Annotated in this window: 10 protein-coding genes; 8 read left to right on the top strand and 2 right to left on the bottom strand. The window is 50.0% G+C overall.

The genetic code is table 11. From position 1 onward, the window contains the following. Nucleotides 1–49: 49 nt before the first annotated feature. Nucleotides 50–3,403: a preprotein translocase subunit SecA gene (gene secA / locus VGN67_RS12340; protein WP_327487144.1), complete on the bottom strand. Its 3,354-nt coding sequence runs from the start codon at nucleotides 3,401–3,403 to the stop codon at nucleotides 50–52. A gap of 460 nt (nucleotides 3,404–3,863) precedes the next feature. Here secA and VGN67_RS12335 point away from each other — a divergent pair, with 460 nt between their 5' ends. From VGN67_RS12335 to VGN67_RS12300, 8 genes are all read left to right on the top strand, one after another. Next, the gene (locus tag VGN67_RS12335) at nucleotides 3,864–5,141 is read left to right on the top strand and encodes a dicarboxylate/amino acid:cation symporter (protein ID WP_327487143.1); all 1,278 of its coding nucleotides are present in this window, start codon (nucleotides 3,864–3,866) and stop codon (nucleotides 5,139–5,141) included. Continuing rightward, the gene (locus VGN67_RS12330) at nucleotides 5,128–5,403 is read left to right on the top strand and encodes a hypothetical protein (RefSeq protein WP_327487142.1); all 276 of its coding nucleotides are present in this window, start codon (nucleotides 5,128–5,130) and stop codon (nucleotides 5,401–5,403) included. The genes VGN67_RS12335 and VGN67_RS12330 overlap by 14 nt, the downstream gene beginning before the upstream one ends. A 136-nt stretch (nucleotides 5,404–5,539) precedes the next feature. Continuing rightward, nucleotides 5,540–5,770, top strand: a complete 231-nt coding sequence (locus VGN67_RS12325; protein WP_327487141.1) for a PspC domain-containing protein — start codon at nucleotides 5,540–5,542, stop codon at nucleotides 5,768–5,770. Nucleotides 5,771–5,916: 146 nt separating this feature from the next. Further along, entirely contained in the window at nucleotides 5,917–7,095 is a 1,179-nt protein-coding gene (locus tag VGN67_RS12320; RefSeq protein ID WP_327487140.1) for an acetyl-CoA C-acyltransferase, read from the top strand. Between the two features lie 99 nt (nucleotides 7,096–7,194). Then, entirely contained in the window at nucleotides 7,195–8,199 is a 1,005-nt protein-coding gene (locus VGN67_RS12315; protein ID WP_327487139.1) for a glycosyltransferase family 2 protein, read from the top strand. Continuing rightward, nucleotides 8,196–9,311 carry a glycosyltransferase family 4 protein gene (locus VGN67_RS12310; RefSeq protein ID WP_327487138.1) on the top strand — a complete coding sequence of 372 codons (1,116 nt, stop codon included), beginning with the start codon at nucleotides 8,196–8,198 and terminating at the stop codon, nucleotides 9,309–9,311. Before VGN67_RS12315 ends, VGN67_RS12310 begins: the two co-directional genes overlap by 4 nt. A gap of 73 nt (nucleotides 9,312–9,384) precedes the next feature. Beyond that, nucleotides 9,385–12,282 (top strand): putative Ig domain-containing protein, encoded by a 2,898-nt coding sequence (locus VGN67_RS12305; RefSeq protein ID WP_327487137.1) that lies wholly within the window; start codon nucleotides 9,385–9,387, stop codon nucleotides 12,280–12,282. A 165-nt stretch (nucleotides 12,283–12,447) separates the two neighbouring features. Next, a complete protein-coding gene (locus VGN67_RS12300) occupies nucleotides 12,448–14,265 on the top strand; it encodes an acyl-CoA dehydrogenase family protein (RefSeq protein WP_327487136.1) in 1,818 nt (605 codons plus the stop codon). Between the two features lie 187 nt (nucleotides 14,266–14,452). On the opposite strand, the gene VGN67_RS12295 is transcribed toward VGN67_RS12300, so the two are convergent. Continuing rightward, on the bottom strand, nucleotides 14,453–15,083 hold a 631-nt coding region (locus VGN67_RS12295), incomplete at its 5' end, for a choice-of-anchor Q domain-containing protein (protein ID WP_327487135.1).

Genomic DNA, 15,083 nt, shown 5'->3' with positions numbered 1-15,083 from the left:
ATACCAACAGGTTATAGTGGGGCTTTTAGTAATGGTTGATGGTAATGCCTTACTCGATCACTACACAGTGACCGCTTTCTACGTCCTGTTCAACCTTTTTATATTTTACATCGCGTAGTACCCGTCCGTCGCGGTACTGTACCGTTACTTTTTGATTGCGGTCGGCAATCTTGATGGAACGTACCGGTTCTTTACGCGTGGTAGAATCCATCTGACGGGCGTACTCGTTGGGGCCACCGCCGTCCGGCGACTCTCCGTCAAAGTGTTCTTCACGGCTGGTTTGCAGAGTAGGAGCGGGTTCCGGACGCCGCACCGGCTGTTGTACCTGCTGGGGTGAAGCCTGCTCCTGCGGGATGTCGGCCTTCGCTAGAAACGAGATCATGTCAAAGTTTACTTTGCTCAGGAAGCGTTTGAAAAGCTCCACCGATTCAAATTTGTAAATCAACAGGGGGTCTTTCTGCTCAAATACCGCGTTCTGTACCGACTGCTTCAGGTCGTCCATCTCCCGGAGGTGCTCTTTCCACTCCTGGTCAATAAGCGAAAGCACAATGGCTTTTTCCATCTCCCGAACAATCTCTTTTCCTTCGTTATCGATGGCTTTTTTCAGGTTTACTACTACCCCCGTCTGACGCAAACCGTCGGAGAAAGGAATCATGATTTCGGTGATGGTGGCACCACGCTCCGCGTAGATAGACCTGAGTACCGGTAACGCCCGGTCAGCAATGGTCTGGTTTTTCTCCTGGTAGTGCTTCTCAGCGGCGGCATACAGGCGTTGCACTCTTTCGGGCTCTTTGAAGCGAGCGTAGTCTTCCTTACTGAAGGGTGCTTCCATTCCCAGCGTAGTCAGAGTGGCCAGTTCCAGTTCGTCGAAGCTTCCGGTTGTGTTGCTTATCAATTCTTCGCACACATCGTACAAGGTATTGGCAATATCAACAGCCAGGCGGTCTCCGAACAGGGCATTGCGACGGCGGCGGTAAATGGCGTCGCGCTGGTAGTTCATCACGTCGTCGTACTCGAGCAGGCGCTTCCGGATACCAAAGTTGTTTTCCTCTACTTTTTTCTGGGCGCGCTCGATGGACTTGGTAATCATGCTGTGCTGAATAACTTCTCCTTCCTCGAGTCCCATGCGGTCCATGACCTTAGCCATGCGGTCAGAGCCGAACAGACGCATCAGGTTATCTTCCAGTGATACAAAGAACTGCGATGAGCCGGGGTCACCCTGGCGTCCCGAACGTCCGCGCAACTGGCGGTCGACCCGGCGGCTTTCGTGGCGCTCGGTACCGATAATGGCCAGACCACCCGATGCCTTGGCTTCGGACGTGAGTTTGATATCAGTACCCCGCCCGGCCATGTTGGTGGCAATGGTAACCGTGCCCGGGTTACCGGCTCCGGCTACTACTTCGGCCTCGCGCTGGTGCTGCTTGGCGTTAAGTACTTGATGCGGAATCTTGCGCAGGGTCAGCATCCGGCTGATAATCTCCGAGTTTTCGACGGAGGTAGTACCGACCAGAACCGGCCGACCGGCTTCTACCAGCTCCACGATCTCGTCGGCAACGGCGTTGTATTTTTCCCGGACCGAGCGATACACTTTATCTTCCTCGTCCTTACGGGTTATAGGTACGTTGGTCGGGATAGACACAACGTCCAGCTTATAAATCTGCCAGAATTCGCCCGCTTCCGTTTCGGCCGTACCGGTCATACCGGCCAGCTTGTGGTACATCCGGAAGTAGTTCTGTAGCGTAACGGTGGCGTAAGTCTGGGTAGCGTCCTCGACCTTTACGTTTTCTTTGGCTTCAATGGCCTGGTGCAGACCGTCCGAGTAGCGGCGGCCTTCCATGATCCGGCCCGTTTGCTCGTCCACAATCTTCACCTTACCATCCATAAGCACATATTCGGTATCTTTCTCAAAAAGCGTATAGGCTTTCAGGAGCTGATTAACCGTATGGATACGGGCTGTTTTGACCGAATAATCACGGATAAGAGCTTCTTTTTTCAGAATACGCTCCTGCTCGGTAACAGTAGTATCTTTTTCGATAGCATTGAGGTCAACCGCTATGTCAGGCAGAATGAAGAAGTTTGATTCTTCTGATTCGCCCGTCAGGAAGTCAATTCCTTTTTCGGTAAGCTCAATGCTGTTGTGGCGCTCGTCGATTGTGAAGTACAGCGGGGCGTCGGCTTCGGGCATCAGCTTCTGGTTTTCGGCCAGGTAGATACTCTCCGTTTCCTGCATCAGGGCTTTCATACCCGACTCACTCAGGAACTTGATGAGGGGCTTGTACTTGGGCACACCCCGGAACACCCGGAACAACGCCAGACCTCCTTCTTTTTTATCACCGGCGGCTATTTTACGCTTGGCTTCGTTGAGCAGGTCCATAGCCAGCTTCTTCTGCGCTTCCACAATGCGTCCTACGCGGGGCTTCAGTTCCATGTACTCCTGCTCGTCGCCGCGTGGTACCGGTCCGCTAATGATAAGCGGGGTACGGGCGTCGTCAATCAGAACGGAGTCTACTTCATCCACCATGGCGAAGTGGTGCTTGCGCTGTACCAGTTCTTCGGTACTCCGTGACATATTATCGCGCAGGTAGTCAAAGCCAAATTCGTTGTTGGTACCGTACGTAAGGTCAGCTTTGTAGGCATTACGGCGCGCCAGGGTATTGGGCTGGTGCCGGTCAATGCAGTCAACACTCATACCGTGGAATTCAAACAGGGGCGCGTTCCATTCGGCATCGCGTTTGGCGAGGTAATCGTTAACGGTTACGATATGTACCCCCTGGCCGGCCAGCGCGTTCAGGAAAGCCGGTAGGGTAGCTACCAGCGTTTTACCTTCCCCCGTAGCCATCTCCGCAATTTTACCCTGGTGCAGTACCAGTCCACCAATCAGCTGCACATCGTAGTGCAGCATGTTCCATTTGATGGGGTGGCCAATCACATTCCAGGTACTGTTCCAGTAGGCTTTGTCGCCTTCAATGACGATGTGTGATTTTTTAGTAGCTATTTCCCGGTCAAAGTAAGAAGCCGTAACCTCCAGCCTCTCATTTTCCTTAAACCGGCGTGCAGTATCCTTTACGATGGCGAATCCCGTGGGCAGAATTTCCATCAGTACTTTTTCGAGTTCTTTATTGCGATCTAGCTCCAGGGCGTCAATTTGCTTGAAGATAGTTTCTTTGGAATCTACATCGGGTTCGTCTTCGGCCTGCTGTCGTAGCTGGGCGATCTGATCATCAATAGATTTGAGGCTTTCACTAATATACGCTTTCAGCTCGGCTGATTTGGCCCGCAATTCATCGTGCGAAAGAGAAGCTAACTTGGCATACTCTGCGTTGATCTTCCCCACATAAGGAGTCAGATCCTTCAAATCCCGCTCAGACTTTGTACCAAATAGCTTCGAGAATAAATTTATCATGATTCGTACTAAGGCGTTAATCGTCAATTGTTACACGTAGGTCTCTAATTTCCTGACAAATAGGGAGTACTAACGTTAACAAATAACCTTTATGTTTAAAAATTGGATGTAGTTTTTACTTTGGAAAATAGTAAGCCACTACTTTGCAAGTGTCAGAATGGCAGAGCTCAGGTTTACAAATGCAAAGTTAATTTTTTACTACCAGTTTAATAACAAGATTTTTATAATACTGGTGCCAGCCGGTAAGAATGGCAAAAAGGCCGTATACTGCGGGAGCAGGTCACCCCAAACCCGTCAGGTACTTCATACTAGAGCTGCGAAATCGTTTGTAAAGTACCGGTAGTGTCAGGATCGTTCCGTTTGCCGTGCTATATTTGTCATTAGTGGTAGAAGTAAGTTGACCTGCTGCTGTTATTTAACGCATGCCTTTATCATTTCTGTAAGCCCGGACCGTCTACTTATGAAGAAAATTTACAACAATCTTACCTTTCGGGTCCTGGTAGCCATTGTACTTGGTGTTTTGCTGGGACAGTTTGCTCCTGAACTGGCCAGCCGGATGAGGCCCCTGGGCGACCTCTTCATTAACCTGATCAAGATGGTAATTGCCCCCATTATTTTTCTGACCATCGTGTTAGGGATTAGTAATATGGGTGATCTGAAAAAAGTAGGCAGGGTAGGAGGCAAAGCGCTGCTGTACTTTGAGGTAGTGACTACGGCGGCCCTGGTGATAGGGCTGGTAGTGGCCAACTGGCTGCGCCCGGGCGACGGAGTGGTAGCTCAGGTGGCGAGCTCCGACACCGTAAACCGCTACGCCGAGCAGGGCAAGTCTATGAATTGGGTCGATTTCCTGATGCATAGTGTACCCAGCAATGCGGTGCAGGCTTTTGCGGAGGGGGAAATTCTGCAGGTACTGGTGTTCTCGGTGTTTTTTGGGATTGGCCTCGCGCACATGGGCGAAAAAGGCCACAGCCTCATTATGACCTTTGACCGGCTGGGTAAAGTATTTTTTAATATCCTGAATATAGTCATGAAGCTGGCCCCGCTGGGTGCTTTCGGGGGTATGGCCTACACTATAGGTACCTACGGACTGGCGGCCCTGCTACCGCTGGGGAAGCTGATGGTGACGGTGTACCTGACCATGTTCCTGTTTATTTTTGTGATACTCAACCTGATTCTGCGCTACTACAAAATAAGCCTTTGGCAACTCCTGAAATATATAAAGGAAGAACTCCTGATCGTGCTGGGTACTTCGTCGTCGGAGTCGGTGCTGCCGCTGATCATGGATAAACTGGAAAACCTGGGCTGCTCGCGCTCGGTAGTAGGGCTGGTGATACCGGCGGGGTACTCCTTCAACCTGGACGGTACGACTATTTATCTCTCTATGGCTACCATTTTTCTGGCGCAGGTATTCCACGTGGATCTCACGCTGGCGCAGGAGCTGACCATTATAGGTATTCTGATGGTCACTTCCAAAGGCGCGGCGGGTGTTACGGGCAGTGGCTTTATAGTACTGGCCTCTACCCTGACGGCCATTGAGGTAATACCCGTGGAGGGACTGGCGCTGCTGCTGGGCGTGGATCGGTTCATGTCCGAAGCCCGGGCCATTACCAACACCATCGGGAATACCGTAGCTACGGTCTGGATAGCGCGCAATGAAAACGAACTGGATATGAAACGCCTGAACCGGGTACTTAATAAAGAGGAGAAGGAGCCTCTGGCCAATTATGAATACGAATGAGCTGGAACCGGGCGACCGCCCGTATCTGACGCTGTCGCGGGTAGCTATTTTTTTGTACATAGTCCCGATGCTTCTGGTGGCGTATAAAGTAATAAACCTGCCCCTATGGGCGCTGTACCTCATGCCACTGCCTTACTTTCTGCTGTCGGGTTACTGCTATTATAGGTTAAGTACGGTCGGTCGCCTTTTCATCCGCCCGTTGTCGCTGATCCTGACGCTGGTTATGCACGTAGCCATCTGCTTCTATATATTCGGACGCTAAGCGAAAACCCTGCTCTGTTTACCCACTAAAACGGGCCTTTCTTCCGGGCCAAAGACCGTTTATCCCATTGCGCTATGTCTACTTGGTATTGCATAGTACCTTTGATTCAACAATAACAACAAAAACAGACATAGCCATGAACAATAACAGATTATTCCGCAACATGAATCAGAAGGTAATAGCAGGTGTAGCCTCAGGTTTAGCCGATTATTTCGGTGTAGACGTAGCCATTATCCGGGTCTTGCTGGTACTGGCGATTTTTATACCACTGCCCCTGCCAGTTGTGATTATTTACATCGCCTTCTGGATTGCCATGCCCAAAAGCACCTCTGTAGCTAACACGGCCGCTTCCACCAGCCAATTATAAAAGCTACACCACAAGTAGTCATTCCTGATTAATATAACCGCCGGGAACAACCCACCGGCGGTTTTTTGTTTTTAAATAAATTACTACTTTTACAGATAGTATGCCTGCATACTACTAATCAAAACTGACTAAATCTCTGTAAAGTTATGAACGCATATATTGTAGCCGGCTACCGTACGGCCGTAGGAAAAGCCTCCAAGGGTGGTTTCCGTTTTACCCGCCCTGACGATCTGGGGGCCGACGTGATTAAGTACATGATGGGACAAGTACCCCAGCTCGATCCGGCCCGCGTAGATGACGTTATCGTAGGAAATGCGGTACCTGAGGCCGAGCAGGGCATGCAGATGGGGCGGTTTATATCCCTGCTGTCGCTGCCGGAGAGTGTGTCCGGTATGACCATCAACCGCTACTGCGGGTCAGGGGTTGAGGCCATAGCCATTGCGGCTTCCAAAATCCACGCCGGCGTATCTGACTGTATTATTGCCGGTGGGGCCGAGTCCATGTCGCTGGTACCGGTTATGGGCTGGCGTACTGCTTTAAATTACGAAATTGCCCACAGCAATCCGGAGTACTACCTCAGCATGGGCCTTACGGCCGAGCAGGTAGCCAAGGAATTTACTATCAGCCGCGAAGACCAGGACCAGTTTTCCTACCAGTCGCACCAGAAGGTACTGGCTGCGCAGCGCGACGGAAAGTTTGACGAGGAAATAGTACCTGTTACGGTAAAGGAAACCTACTTTGACGAAGCTACCGGCAAAAAGAAAACCAAAGACTATGTAGTCAAAAAAGACGAAGGCCCGCGGGCAGATACCACCGTGGAAGCCCTGGCGCGGTTGCGTCCGGTGTTTGCCGCTGGTGGAAGCATTACGGCCGGTAACTCCTCTCAAACCTCCGATGGAGCCGCTTTTGTACTAGTCATGTCGGAGCGGATGGTGAATGAACTGGGTCTGAAGCCCGTTGCGCGCATGATGTCCTACGCTACGGCGGGGGTGGATCCGCGTATTATGGGAATAGGGCCGCTGGAAGCAGTACCCAAGGCTCTGAAGCAGGCGGGACTCCAGATGTCGGACATTGAGCAGGTAGAGCTGAACGAAGCTTTTGCCGCCCAGACCCTGGCCGTTATCCGCGGCCTGGACCTTGATCCGGAGATAGTTAATCCCAACGGAGGTGCCATTGCCATTGGGCACGCTTTGGGGTCGACGGGGGCGCGCCTGTCGGTGCAGCTTTTTAACGAAATGCGCCGCCGCAACCAGAAATACGGCCTCGTAACGGCCTGCGTTGGCGGTGGACAGGGGGTAGCCGGGATCTATGAGCTACTGAACTAACCGTTTTTTGTGATAACTCCTTACGTAAAACTCCGGGGCGGTTGAAAGACTTCCTCGGAGTTTTACTATTTTTGCCCCTTCAAATGAGCTATCATATATATGGATGTTTCCATTATAATTATAAATTACCACACAACTCAACTTATCCTAAATTGTCTGTCCTCCATTTATCAGCATACAACGGGTGTTAGCTTTGAAATAATAATAGTCGACAATGACCCGCCGCAGGGAGGAGGAACGACAATCCGTAGCCAGTTTCCGGAAGTACACTGGGTAGATATGTCCTACAACGCAGGCTTTGGACGCGCCAATAACGAGGGTATGAAAAGGGCGAAGGGGCGGTACTTTCTTTTGCTGAATGCGGACACGCTGCTGGTGGATAATGTAATTAAGCGCTGTGTAGAACGCATGGACCGGCAAACTGAGGTAGTGGCATGTAGTTTGCGGCAAATTGATGCACAAGGCAACGAGGCACCCCTGTGGGGAAGCTTTAACGAACTTCGTCAGACGCTCTTTATTTTGCCTCCCGGTCCGGCGGTACAGAAGCTGATGGATAAACTTTACCCCATCAGCGACTATAAACGTAACGGGAACAGGGAATGGTTGTCGGGTGCTTTTTTACTGTTACGGCGCGAAGCTTTTGAGCGTACCGGCGGGTTTGATGAAGACTTTTTTATGTATGGCGAAGATGTGGAGTGGTCGGGCAGGCTGGGGAAATTAGGTACCCTGCGCTATTTTGAGGACCTTTCTTTTATCCATTTAGAAAACAACAATCCTTTTCGCCGCACAAATATATCCTGGATAAACAGATTTAATACACAGATGCAGGTGTCCAATTTTCTCTGGATACGAAAGCAATACGGATTACCAGCCTATTTAGGACTTATTTTTTCTTATATCTTTATGATTCCCACCATTTTTGTCTGGAAGATGCTCATCAACTTAAAAAAGCATGGTAACCCGCTGGCCGAATTAAGGACCCAGGTAATTTTTACCCGGAAAACAGGGGTTATTTTAAAATACTTCCCAAAAATGGTACTTGACCAAAGGTACTTTTACAAGATCAAGCCCTCTGAAAATATAGATCTCCTCACTGTTCAATGAAAAAACAACGTCTCCGCATTTTGTTCCTTACCCCTTATGCCGGGCGTACAGGATCAGAAATGATGCTATTGTACATCCTCAAAAGTCTGGATCGGGAAAAATTTCAGGCGGGCTTAGTGTGCTTTGCGCAGGGGGAATTGCTTCAGGAGGTACCTGCTGACGTTCCTGTTTTTCTGGCCCCGCTAAACTATAATTTGTGGCAAAAAGCCTCCTACTGGGCGGGCAGAAACCCAACAAAAGCCTGCTTAAAACAGATTCAAAATAATTTTAAGGCTGATGTCTGGTACATAAATACCATCATGTTGCCGGAAGCTGTAGCAGTAGCCAAGGAACTACACATACCTTTTATAACGCATGTGCATGAATTAACGGAAGCCTTTAGCTATACTGGCAAATCCGACTTTAGATCAATGGTTGAAGATTCCGCCCTACTGATTGGCTGTTCTGATATAGCTTGCCAAAGGCTCCGGGAAGCCGGGGCAAAAAAAGTTCGAAGGGTATATTCCTTCGTAGATTTAGACAAAATTGCACCCTCAGCGGCTGGTATAGCCGCCGCCCGGGCCGAATGGGGAGCCGGCCCGGATGATTTTGTCTGGATTTTTTCGGGGGTAAGCAGTGACCTGAAAGGATTTGGTTTATTGCCGGATATCGCCTCCCGAATACAGGGCCAGAATGTACATGTGGTCTGGATGGGAAACTTACTGGATTCGGGCCTGGTATACTATGTCGAAAACAGATGTCGGGCCATTTCCAATGTAAAAATACATTTAATAGGCTCTAAGAATAAAGACTACTACAGCTACCTGGCGGCCGCCGACGGACTGGTTATCGCTTCCAGACAGGAATCTTTCGGATTGGTAATGGTGGAAGCCGCCCGGTTGGGCAAGCCGGTAGTAGCGTTTGATTGTGGGGGACCTGCGGAATTTATTTCACCCGAAATAGGTACCCTTGTACCAAACCTGAATATAGATAAATTGGTTGATACTATGTTTTATTGGCAGCACAACGCATCGGCCTACAACCATGAACTGGCTCAACAGCGGGCCATGCGTTTTGGCAATCAGGAGGGAATGCAGGAGTGGACCAGGGTAATGGAAGAATTTTCTGTCTAAAAAATAAAGGTACAGGCCTGGACGATATTTTCGTTGAAGCATTAAACCATAACGTATGAAGTACGGCGGGTATATGAGTTTTTGGGTTAAGGGTAAGGCTTTTTCTCCCGTGGGCGAAATGCTGAAGTGTATGTTGCTTCTGCTTCTGTTTTTTAGCCTTCCCCTGACGACAAAAGCAGAAAAACGCTCTGAAGATGATGAGAAGCAGCGGTATTTTGCTTTGCTACTGTTAAATCTTGCCGAGGAGCTTGATTATGAGCTTGACATCATTCGTCAGGCCAAAGAAGCCGGCATGAACTCGGTAGTACTTACGGTATACTGGGACAAGGTATACCGCCGCTCGCCCAATGACCCGGGCGACTGGTCAAAGACCGATAACCAGATAAAACTGGCTACCCAACTGGGAATGAAGGTAGGTATCCGGATATTCGTGGGCCGCAACACCTCCTACCTCCCAAACTTCTGGACCGTGGATAATTCGGCCAAGGACTTTAAGAAGTTTCCTCTGCGTGAAATCTATAACTACACCCATTTTAGTTTTCATCACCAGCCGTCGGTACAGATGGCTGAAAATTTTGTTCGTGAAGTTACCAATCGCTACAAGTACCTGCAGGAACAGAAGCAGCTTATTTATGTATCCGTAGTAAATACTCCTACGCAGGAACTGGGCTATCACCACACCAACATACCAGTGGGCGGTGAGTACCAGAATATGTACGCTTCTCTCTTTGATTATTCCGAAGCCTCGGTTAAAGGTTTCGGCGAATGGGCACAGAATAAATACAAGAAAATCGTTCGGCTGAACCTGTTGTGGGGTACCGAGTTCAAGGCTTTTAAAGATGTGTATGCTCCCGTAAACCCCTGGGAACCGCAGGATTCTTTCTTTGGGCGCTGGGGGAAGGATTGGTACATCTACCGGCATGAGGTACTTAAAACCTACAACGACCGGATGATCCGGGTAATCAAATCAGTTGATCCGGGTATAAAGTACATCAATGAGTTTGGCTCCGTTATGGACCGCGAAAGCGGACTAAGGGGTACGCTGGGTTTTCATGATCTGGCCGAGCACGCCGACGGCACCAAGATACACGATCTGGAAACCTACGACCATCTCTATACTATGGATATTATCCGGAGTAATACCCCGGCTGGTAAATGGGTCATGAACGAGGTATTTTATGACTCCTACAAACCCTACTTTGAGTACTATGAGCAAATAGACGAGTGTTTTCAGAATGGAGCCAAGCTCATAGCTTTTGTTATGTCTACCCCCGCCCACATCCAGGCTATGCGCGAGGTAATTATTAACTCTTCCCGGAAATGGGTCAATGTTCCGCTGGAGCCCATAGTACCTAAAGATACCACCTCTTATCTGCTGTCCCGGGCGCTCGACAAAGGAGTTTATGATGTAGCTTATCCTAACTGGAAAAAACTGGCCCGCAATGGAGGCGCTCCTAAGCCGGTATACGTAAAGCTGGTCGAGGATTTGTTCACGGAGGAATACTGGAAAGCGGCCGCTAATAATCCTCCTTACCTGCTCAATCCGCTACCGATGCGTATTGCAGCCGTAGGGCGTGATTTTTCCTTCAAGATACCCACCACTACTTTTGCGGATGCGGACGGGCAGGTGGTAAAAGTAGAAGTACCTAACCTGCCTGCCTGGCTACGGTTTGAAAACGGTGAAATCAAAGGCCGGTCCGATGTACTGGGGGATACCCGTATCCTGGTTAAAGGAATTGATGATGAGGGAGGGGCCGGAGAAGCTTTTTTTACGATTCGTATTGACACCCGCGAAAACGCCAATCAGCCACCCACGGTAAGAGAAAATTTTCCAAAGCTGGTTATCAAGGTAAACGAATCGTTCAGTTTTAAACTCCCCAAAGAAGCCTTCGTTGATACTGACGGTAGCATTACTTCCATTGAAGCCAGCGGTATGCCCGCCTGGCTTACCTTCCAGAACGGCGAGTTTAAAGGCTTCCCTACGACTACCGGCGAGTACCGTATCTTTGTCAAAGCCTATGATGACTTAAAGGCATTTGTGGAAACCTTCTTTGTAATACAGGTAGTAGAGCCTCAATTCATCAACAATCCACCCTACTTATCCCGGACTCTTCCGGTCAAGTATGCCAAGGTCAACGAACCTTTTGCCTACCGGCTACCTCCTGATTTATTCAGCGACGGTGATGGGTATATTTCCCTGATTACCGTACAAAATCTGCCTACCTGGCTCTCTTTTTCTCTTAATGAATTTTCGGGTACGCCTACCGAAGAAGCCGACTACCGGCTCATAATTCGGGCCTATGATAATGGCGGAAGCTACATTGATACCCCGTTTCTCCTGAAAGTAGAGGTGCCTTATCTGACTTTTGACCTGCTGCAGTCCGGGCGCCCTATCGACCGGAAAAAATTGCAGTCTTTAAAGAAGGAGGAGGTGCTGCTGGTCGACTCCCTGCCTGCGCTGCTTAATATCTACGCCTACGGAAATTTTGAATTTGACCGGGTCAATTTTCAGCTGACCGGCCCTTATCGGTATGAGTCAAAAGCCACGAAGTTTCCTTACGCACTGTTTCAGGAGAATGGTGGTTTTGCTCCCTACGTTGGCCGCTACACCCTGACCGCTACGGCTTTTCATCAGGACTCTCTGGTACTTACTACTACGCTGCCATTCAGTATTGCAGCGGGCGACTCCCTGAATATAGCCCGAAGTTTGACCGACTGGCAGGCGTATCCCAATCCTTTTGAACGCGTATTCAATATAAAGCTTCCGGAAGGTACTGCCGCTTCGCAGTATAGTTTTACACTCGTGACCGTCAGCGGACAACGTATTCCGGTATCGTCCCAAAAGGTTACGGTTTACGATGGAATCGCTCAGCTCGACCTCAGTGATTTCACGCTTTCTCCGGGCGTATACTTTATTCGGCTGGAAGAAAACGGAGAGCTGGTGAAGCTATTCAGAGTAGTAAAACGATAAATTCTCCTGCGAATTTTCACCTACGTAATCAGCCGGATAAAACTCTTTTCTTTGCAGATAGTATGCTTGCATAATATTATTTCTTGAGTTATATTTGCGTACCTTATAGTAGTATGCAGGCATACGGGTAATTAGTAACTACCACTCGAAAACCTCTAAGATACAATGGCAGTAACAATTGATAATAAAGCATCAATCAAAGGCGGCGAGTTTTTGATTAAAGAAACCGAAGCCTCACAGGTATTTATCCCGGAAGATTTTACGGAAGAGCAGCAGATGATTGCCGAAACCTGCCGGGATTTCTTGCGTACGGAAGTCTGGCCGCGCATTGAGGAAATTGACAAGGCCCGCACGCCCGAGCTGATGGCCTCCCTGCTGAATAAGGCCGGCAACCTGGGTATATTAGGCACCGCCGTTCCCGAAGAATACGGTGGGTTTGGGATGAATTTTAATACTTCCATGCTGGTAGCTGAAGCCACCGGTGCGGGTAATGCTTTCTCGGTAGCGTTGTCGGCGCATACCGGTATAGGTACTTTGCCCATACTTTACTACGGCAACGAAGCGCAGAAATCAAAGTACCTGCCTAAGCTCGCTTCGGGCGAATGGAAAGCCGCCTACTGTCTTACTGAACCTGATTCGGGTTCGGATGCCAATGCGGCCAAGTCACGCGCCAGGCTAACCGAAAACGGAACCCACTATGTCATTAACGGGCAAAAAATGTGGATTACCAATGGTGGCTTTGCCGATATATACATTGTATTTGCCAAAATAGACGATGGTTCGGGACAGGTTGATAAAAATCTGTCGGCCTTTATCGTAGAGAAAGACTTTGGTGGAATTACCATGAACGAGCCCGAGCACAAGATGGGTATCAAAGGCTCCGATACGCGTCAGATATTCTTTAACGATTGTAAAGTACCCGTCGAAAATCTGCTGTCGGAGCGGGGCAACGGGTTTAAAATTGCGGTAAATATCCTGAATATAGGTCGGATCAAGCTGGCAGCGGCTACACTGGGCGGTGCTAAAAAAGTAGCCGAACAGGCCGTTAACTACGCCAATGAGCGAAAGCAGTTTGGGACGGCTATCGCCCACTTTGGCGCTATCAAGCATAAATTGGCCGAAATGGCCGTCAAAATTTATGCCTCCGAGTCGGCAGCCTACCGCGCCGGTCAGAATATTGACGATTTGATAATTGACTTCAAGGAGCAGGGAATGGGCGATTCTGAAGCGAAACTGAAAGCGCTGGAAGAATTTGCCATTGAATGCGCCATGATGAAGGTACACGGCTCGGAGGTACTGGACTACGTAGTAGACGAGGGTGTGCAGGTTTACGGCGGTATGGGCTACTCAGCCGATGCCCCCATGGACCGGGCCTACCGCGACAGCCGCATCAACCGGATCTTTGAAGGTACCAACGAGATCAACCGCCTGCTCACCGTGGACATGATCCTGAAGCGCGCCATGAAAGGTCAGCTGGATCTGATGGGACCGGCCATGGCGGTTTCCAAAGAGATCATGTCTATTCCGGACTTTGGAGCCGAGGAGGAAGACACGCTGTTCACCGCTGAAAAAAAGGTGATCCGAAATCTGAAAAAGGCAGTGCTGATGGTGGCTGGTGCAGCCGTACAGAAGTTCATGATGAAACTCTCCGAAGAGCAGGAGGTAATTATGGATCTGGCCGATATGGCCATCGAGACCTACGTAGCCGAATCGGTCCTGCTGCGCGTGGAGAAATTGATAGGCAGGCAGGGAGAGGCCGCTACGGCTCTACAGAAAGACATAGCGCTGGTGTACCTGCAGGAGGCCGTACAAAAGGTAAACAATGCCGGGCGTTCAGCCATCACCAGCTTTGCCGAGGGCGATGAACTGCGGGTGATGCTGATGGGCTTAAAGCGTTTTACCAAAGTAGAACCTTTTAATTCCAAAGAAGCCCGCCGCCGTTTGGCTGATGTCCTGATTCAGGAGAATAAATACGTTTTCTAAACAGGAGCGGTTCCGGTAATTGGGCTTACCTACTGTTGAAAACCAAAATAGTTGGCGGGCTCGCCCGCTCTAACAACCAGTAAAACTACTACATAACGTAGAAAGCCGACCCTGATTCAGGATCGGCTTTCTTGTTTTACTATCTATAAATCAGGGTACAAAAACAGGTTACCAAGTTTCTGCCTCCTTACTCTCCGATAGCCAGGCTACTGGCCACACCCACAAACTGCAGCTGAGCATTGGTCCGGTATTCGATGGACAGGGCCGTGGCGTTAGCATTGATGCTAACGGTGTGTCCGGCATCCAGAATTACCTGATCGCCCGCTTGCGGCACCCGACCTGCATCCCAGGTAGAGGCATCTTCCCAGTTACCGGTCTTCACGCTGATAATCAGGCCCCCACTGCGGCTGCCTTCAAATTCGTAGGCGCCCATATCCACCGTCCCGCCGCTGTACCTACGGGCCTTGCCGTCCAGGTCCTGCTCCCAGTCCACCAGCGCGTTATCGCCCGCGTTGATGGCCGGTGAGTTCACCTGCAAGCGGTAGTCGCCCAACAGCGAAGGCGCCTGCTCGTAGAGCGCCTGCTGCACAAAGCGCGGATTCGTATTCAGGTTCCCTACGCCGGCGTAGCCGCCCTCCACAATGCTGTGGCTGATGGTGGCGTTCTGGTCCAGGGTCTGCCCCTGGTTGGCCCAGATCACCGAGTTGCGGATGGTCAGGTGGCTGTTGCGGGTGTTAAGGCTGGCCGCCCGCTCGCCGCCGTTACCTGCGATAGTCACGTTGGTGAGCGTAGGCGTACTCTGGCTGTTGTAAAGGGCG

It is taken from the genome of Telluribacter sp., assembly GCF_035998675.1.
In the GTDB taxonomy this organism is placed as follows: domain Bacteria; phylum Bacteroidota; class Bacteroidia; order Cytophagales; family Spirosomataceae; genus Telluribacter.
Note: the sequence above shows the minus strand (reverse complement) of the source record. Positions and strands in the feature narration are given on the sequence as shown.

Coding starts and splice junctions, on each gene's coding strand:
- secA (WP_327487144.1), bottom strand. CDS start 3,403: ATGATAAATTTATTCTCGAAGCTATTTGGTACAAAGTCTGAGCGGGAT.
- VGN67_RS12335 (WP_327487143.1), top strand. CDS start 3,864: ATGAAGAAAATTTACAACAATCTTACCTTTCGGGTCCTGGTAGCCATT.
- VGN67_RS12330 (WP_327487142.1), top strand. CDS start 5,128: ATGAATACGAATGAGCTGGAACCGGGCGACCGCCCGTATCTGACGCTG.
- VGN67_RS12325 (WP_327487141.1), top strand. CDS start 5,540: ATGAACAATAACAGATTATTCCGCAACATGAATCAGAAGGTAATAGCA.
- VGN67_RS12320 (WP_327487140.1), top strand. CDS start 5,917: ATGAACGCATATATTGTAGCCGGCTACCGTACGGCCGTAGGAAAAGCC.
- VGN67_RS12315 (WP_327487139.1), top strand. CDS start 7,195: ATGGATGTTTCCATTATAATTATAAATTACCACACAACTCAACTTATC.
- VGN67_RS12310 (WP_327487138.1), top strand. CDS start 8,196: ATGAAAAAACAACGTCTCCGCATTTTGTTCCTTACCCCTTATGCCGGG.
- VGN67_RS12305 (WP_327487137.1), top strand. CDS start 9,385: ATGAGTTTTTGGGTTAAGGGTAAGGCTTTTTCTCCCGTGGGCGAAATG.
- VGN67_RS12300 (WP_327487136.1), top strand. CDS start 12,448: ATGGCAGTAACAATTGATAATAAAGCATCAATCAAAGGCGGCGAGTTT.